The organism is Sporolactobacillus inulinus (assembly GCF_006539285.1).
In the GTDB taxonomy this organism is placed as follows: Bacteria; Bacillota; Bacilli; order Bacillales; family Sporolactobacillaceae; genus Sporolactobacillus; species Sporolactobacillus inulinus.
The window spans coordinates 1-5,431 of the sequence record NZ_BJMS01000141.1 but is presented as its reverse complement, the minus strand read 5'-3'; the positions used below and the strand labels follow the sequence as shown (position 1 = coordinate 5,431).

Genomic DNA, 5,431 nt, shown 5'->3' with positions numbered 1-5,431 from the left:
GTCTATTGGTTTGAAGACGGGGCAAAATTATAAACTTCTTCCTTAACAAAAAAAGAAGACGCCAAAGCGCCTTCTTGACTTTATCGTATGCTTAGTTTTTCGATCCGATGCCAATAAACTGCAGAATGTAGAGAAACAGGTTGACGAAATCCAAATAAATCGAGACAACGATCATTGGAATATCTTCATTACCGAACCCATGCACCGTCAGACGACTAAAGTCGAACAGCGTATAGCCGACAAAAATGAGAATACCCAGTCCAGAATAGATCTGCGCCGTCATGCTGGAGACCGGGAAAAACACGCTGAACAATTGCAAAACAATCAGCGCAATGAGTCCGACAAACAAGAAGCTGCCCAAGAACGAAAAGTCACGCTTGCTGACCATCGCATAAACGGCGATCGCGCCAAACGAAACAGTCGTTACCGCAAATGCCTGCAAAACAAGTCCGGCACCCAACAAACTTACATAATAACCGATTGCCGTGTACAAGGTAATCCCCGAAACAAACATAAAGCCATACATCAGCATGTAGCCGACCGCTTTGCGCTTGCGGACAAACATCATCATGAAAATCATGCCGATCTCCAGAATCCAGAGCGGGAGGCGCACTGCATCTGGCACATATTGTCCCAAATAAAGACCTACCGTTGTCGCCAAGAGTCCGGAAAAGAAAGCTGCGAACAATTTCGAATACGGTTTGCTGACCGCACCAGTCGTAAATTCCATTACTGTCATCCTCCTTAAGTGCTTGTCATATACATACGTTTTTCTATTTATAAAAGTTTCCGTGTCCCATTAACTCTATGCATAATAAAAGGCTTACATTAATTATACCCAGAAAAATTTTTAAAAGCAAAAAAAAGAGAAAAAGCGATTCCTGTAAAAAGGAATCGCTCTTCCCACCTTTTGATTTTTGGTTTTACTTTTGGTGACGTCGTGCATTGATCTCAAGAATCTTTCCTGATTGCGTTCGCTGCGTTTCGCCGTTTACTTGACTAGGCGAATGTTTGGCATGCGACATACCGTAACGTTTGATCATTTCATCGGTTCTGCCCGGTTCTTTCACCTGTCATCCCTCCGTATGATCGCCATTCTGATGCCTGTCATGTGCAGAAAACATTCGCTCGCCGGGGCGGGTATTGATGCTGCCGTCCGCACGCTTCGATGCATGAGACGGATCCGCCGACGGGAACAAATCTTCTTCATTCTGCACACTGTAACGTGTACCCGGCTTATCGACCAACGTCAAAAACCTCCTTTTCAAAAGGTGGTCTTATTATGTGCGCCTGTGCTTTTTCTATCCATAAAATCAGTAGCTTTTTTAGTGACGTTCCGATTACAATTTTTCGATGATTTTATCGACGAGTCCGTATTCTTTGGCTTGTTCTGCAGTCAAGAAGTTGTCGCGATCCGTATCTTTAACCACCTGTTCATACGTCTGACCGGTCGTCTCAGCAATTATCGTGTTCAGCTTCTTCTTCGTTTTCAAAATGTGTTTGGCGCTGATTTCAATATCACTGGCTTGACCTTGAGCGCCGCCAAGCGGTTGGTGAATCATCACTTCGCCGTTTGGAAGCGAAAGCCGTTTGCCCTTGGCTCCGGAAGTTAGGATAATCGAAGCCATCGATGCAGCCATACCCACACAAATCGTTTGGATATCCGGTTTGATGAAGTTCATTGTATCCAGAATCGCAAAACCCGCTGACACAGAACCGCCCGGGCTGTTGATATAAATCGAAATATCCTTTTCTGAGTCTTCAGATGCTAGGAAAAGCAGTTGCGCAACGATACTGTTGGCCACTTCGTCATTAATTTCCGAACCAAGAAAAATAACACGGTCCTTTAATAAGCGCGAGTAAATATCATAGGAACGTTCCCCGCGATTTGATTGTTCGATGACATAGGGAATAAAAAAAGATGACACAGTACTTCCTCCTTATCGTTCGTTTCATCACGTTGTTTAAGCAGCGCATTGACAGTTAATGCCGCAGCTGCCGCGTGATGAATACGTCTTTGACTGAAGCTGATCGTTCTGAAAGAGAGTCAGCAGCCGTTCCGGATCACCACTTTGAAAGGCGGTCAGCCAGCGCGCTAAATCACGATCGCTCAGCATTTTTCCCGGGACGAGTTCGCGCTGCACCGAAGCAAGGCGCTTTTTTGCCCGGTGAAGAATCACGCGAACATTGCCTGCGGTCATGCCGCAGCGTTTGCCAATGGCTGCGGCGGAAAGCCCCCAGCCCTCATGCATTAAGTATACCAGTATTTGGCTCCGATTTAACTTTTCAAGGATGATTTTCATGGCCGCGAACAAACGCTCGTTTGCTTGCGATGCATCCGTGCGTGCCGCCATATCGTCAAAGGATTCCTGAACAAATTCAGGCAACCGCATGGATCGATGATCATCGATCCATGCGTTGGAAATAATCCGATACAGATAAGCCTTGGTTATCGGTCGCGAAGGATTTTCTTGCCACGCCTTAAAGCTTTTAATTAGCGCGTGCTGGAGCAAGTCGTCACCGTCCCATACATTCCCTGCCAGCCGCCTGCATTGCCGGCGCATCATCGACAAATACGGACTGAACCGTTCCGTAAAAGCATCATCCTTTGATTGCTTCCATTGTTCGAATGGGTGATCCATCGACTGCCGCCCCCTCTCTACCTGTTTAAACGAAAATCCTCATTGATTTGTTACACCACTGCCTAAAAAATTCGCGGTGACTATCACTAATTCCTTTCTTTCTACGCTCACCATAACAAACAGCCGTACAGTATTCCAGTAAACACTTGAAAAACAGAGTCGCATAATCAAACACTGTCGTCTTTATTGATTCATTACAATTTTTGCATCATAAAAAAATGCTATAGACGATATAGATGGATTGTGCCTATTTTGTGTAGATTGTTTGTCTAATTTGTGATAATCTTTGTGCCGATGAGACTAAAGAGAGTGAGGCATTTGTTCATGAAAAAATATACAGGGTTAAACAAACATACAAGAAATACCTTATTGATTGCGGCAGTACTTGTACTTGCAATGCTTTCGGTTTACAGTTTCTTTATTTTTATCCAGAGCGATCAAAGCATTGAAAAGCAACAAGCCGTTGCGTCCTATTCCTTTCGCAGCAATCGATCGGTTTTGCTGCATTTGAAAAACAATTATGCCATTCGGGTAGACCTGACCGCTACACCGCTCAATTTAAAAGTAGGGACGAAGAACACATTGCACCGTATTCCCGGCAATATTTCCAGATACAGTTCATCCAAAGGGAGCTCCGGCTATATGCTCACATTGACACCTGATGCATACCGAACTTTCAAAGAAGACTTCGTGAACACTTATGGTTCGATCAGCGTTTTGCAGCCAAACAAAAAGCACCATGCTGAGCTCGTTTATGTGTCGATCTAACCGATCACGACTAAAAATGTTAAGGGGTCATCTCAACGTTCATGATCGACTTTGAGATGATCTTTTTTATGTTGAAAACACCGATCATGCACGTAGCTTTTTAATCAATCGACCGATACTTTCGCTGCTCCTAGCCACCGCTTCGGGGCCGCGCTTGAGCGCTTGCGCCAGTTCCATACTTCCGGAGACAGTGCTGAAAATAGCTGTAAATCCTTGATCATAGAGCTCCTCGATTTTCTCACCCACGTGACCGGCAACTGCGATCACCGGTTTTCCGTGCTTTGCCGCAACCTTAGCGACGCCAAAAGGGGTCTTGCCAAATTGTGTTTGGTCATCGATACTGCCCTCACCGGTAAACACGTAGTCGGCTTCCGCTGCGTATTTTTCCAAATGCGTATACTTAATCACCAAATCAATCCCCGGCGCAATTGACGCATCCGTGAAGGCAAGCAGACCCGCGCCGAGTCCGCCAGCGGCACCGCTGCCCGGAATTGTGGCTACATCATGGTTTGTATCCCGCTTGATGAGCGCTGCATAATACGCAAGATTGGCATCAAGCTTTTGCAGAATAGCCGGCGCACCACCTTTCTGCTTCCCGAAGACATGGGAGGCTCCTTGTGGTCCGCAAAGCGGGTTTTTCACATCAGATGCGATTTCGATCGTCAAGTTTTCCAATCGCGGATCTAATTCTGATGTATCGATACGCCTCAATCGATCCAGTGCACCGCCGCCGTGAGGAAGTTCGTGCCCCTCTTGATCAAGCAGCTTTACGCCTAATGCCTGCGCCATGCCGGCCCCCCCATCATTGGTCGCACTTCCGCCAAGACCAATAATGATATGGCTGATCCCACAATCCAGGCAGGCAAGAATCAATTCCCCGGTTCCGTAGGTTGTCGTCACCTGAGGGTCTCGCAACTGCGGCCTAACCAGCTGAATTCCGCTCGCGCTCGACATCTCAATCACTGCCGTATCTGGCCGATCCCCTAAAAGACCGATTGATGCCTGAACCGGTTGCCCCAAAGGCCCGGTGACCTCCCTGTGGATCACGCGGCCGCCCGTTGCATCAACAAGCGACTGCATCGTTCCCTCGCCGCCATCAGCCATAGGAACATGAATATAACATGCCATTGGATAAGCTTGTCGCAAACCTTTTTCCATCGCCATGCAGACTTCTTTTGCCGTCATACTTTCCTTAAAAGAATCCGGTGCTAATACAAATGTTGGTTCCATCAGTTCGCCCCTCTGCCATAACTCATTGATAAGACAACATGCGCCTTAATTGTACTATTAGCATATAAAGAGAGTGCCCCGCAGTCAAAAATTGATCTGTAAGACACTCTTCGTTTCGTTATTTTTATGGCCCTGGTAGGAATCGAACCTACGACAATCTATAAGGGTGTCACCGCATCCGCTCATATGCTTCATTCATTGCCTGTGTTGTTTCCTCGATGTGAGGGAATGTCATCAAATTTGAGGGGACCAGTCCAAATATGGACACATACCCAAAATTGAGCTCGGCTAAGGGAGCGTTCCAATCGGTACGGGGTATGCATAGGTAGGTCAACCATATTCATTCACCTTGTTTAAACAGGGTATCTACAGCCACTTCGATAATATCGAATCACCTCAATACCCTCGCATCGGTTAATCGATGACATTTGAAAAGAAGCGTCATTTATGACGCCCTCAATTACAATTTCAAGTTTTTACACGTTCTTTAGGTCGATTCCGAAGAAATCTTCGGTCCTCAACTTTGAGGTTTGCCCGGAAATGCTTTTATCATTCCATATTTGAAGCAGTTGAGCGCTGAACGGAAGAAAGAGTGCCTCATTTGCGCTGAAACATGGGTAAGAGAATGGGATGGGAAACCGTGTAACTTTGTTTTTTCGCCCGATGGTGGATTTGGTAAACCAATCAGACTAGAAAGCATTGGGCAATGGTGGCGGCGGTTTCTTAAAACTTGAATTTACACTTTAAGTGCAACACTTAGAAAATTAAAAGGACCCATCGCTGAGTCTCCC

General features: G+C 46.1%; 7 protein-coding genes. 1 reads left to right on the top strand and 6 read right to left on the bottom strand.

From position 1 onward, the window contains the following. Positions 1-91: 91 nt before the first annotated feature. The 5 genes from SIN01_RS13795 to SIN01_RS13775 form a co-directional block, all read right to left on the bottom strand. Entirely contained in the window at positions 92-730 is a 639-nt protein-coding gene (locus SIN01_RS13795; protein ID WP_010027333.1) for a Bax inhibitor-1/YccA family protein, read from the bottom strand. A 193-nt stretch (positions 731-923) separates the two neighbouring features. Further along, on the bottom strand, positions 924-1,070 hold the full coding sequence (locus SIN01_RS13790; RefSeq protein WP_010027754.1) for a YpzG family protein: 147 nt from the start codon (positions 1,068-1,070) through the stop codon (positions 924-926). A gap of 3 nt (positions 1,071-1,073) precedes the next feature. After that, entirely contained in the window at positions 1,074-1,247 is a 174-nt protein-coding gene (gene sspK / locus SIN01_RS13785; RefSeq protein WP_010027753.1) for a small acid-soluble spore protein K, read from the bottom strand. A gap of 93 nt (positions 1,248-1,340) precedes the next feature. Further along, complete coding sequence (gene clpP / locus SIN01_RS13780) at positions 1,341-1,928, bottom strand: ATP-dependent Clp endopeptidase proteolytic subunit ClpP (protein WP_010027752.1); 588 nt, start codon at positions 1,926-1,928, stop codon at positions 1,341-1,343. A 36-nt stretch (positions 1,929-1,964) separates the two neighbouring features. Then, the gene (locus SIN01_RS13775) at positions 1,965-2,642 is read right to left on the bottom strand and encodes an RNA polymerase sigma factor (protein WP_047035560.1); all 678 of its coding nucleotides are present in this window, start codon (positions 2,640-2,642) and stop codon (positions 1,965-1,967) included. Positions 2,643-2,966: 324 nt separating this feature from the next. Here SIN01_RS13775 and SIN01_RS13770 point away from each other — a divergent pair, with 324 nt between their 5' ends. Then, positions 2,967-3,410, top strand: a complete 444-nt coding sequence (locus SIN01_RS13770; RefSeq protein WP_010027620.1) for a hypothetical protein — start codon at positions 2,967-2,969, stop codon at positions 3,408-3,410. Between the two features lie 84 nt (positions 3,411-3,494). Here the strand turns inward: SIN01_RS13770 and SIN01_RS13765 are convergent, their stop codons facing one another. Further along, positions 3,495-4,640: a glycerate kinase family protein gene (locus SIN01_RS13765; RefSeq protein ID WP_010027618.1), complete on the bottom strand. Its 1,146-nt coding sequence runs from the start codon at positions 4,638-4,640 to the stop codon at positions 3,495-3,497. Positions 4,641-5,431: the final 791 nt, after the last annotated feature.

What these genes read in the sequence shown, in the direction of transcription:
- SIN01_RS13795 (WP_010027333.1), bottom strand. Translation starts at nt 730, where the DNA reads ATGGAATTTACGACTGGTGCGGTCAGCAAACCGTATTCGAAATTGTTC.
- SIN01_RS13770 (WP_010027620.1), top strand. Translation starts at nt 2,967, where the DNA reads ATGAAAAAATATACAGGGTTAAACAAACATACAAGAAATACCTTATTG.
- SIN01_RS13765 (WP_010027618.1), bottom strand. Translation starts at nt 4,640, where the DNA reads ATGGAACCAACATTTGTATTAGCACCGGATTCTTTTAAGGAAAGTATG.
- SIN01_RS13775 (WP_047035560.1), bottom strand. Translation starts at nt 2,642, where the DNA reads ATGGATCACCCATTCGAACAATGGAAGCAATCAAAGGATGATGCTTTT.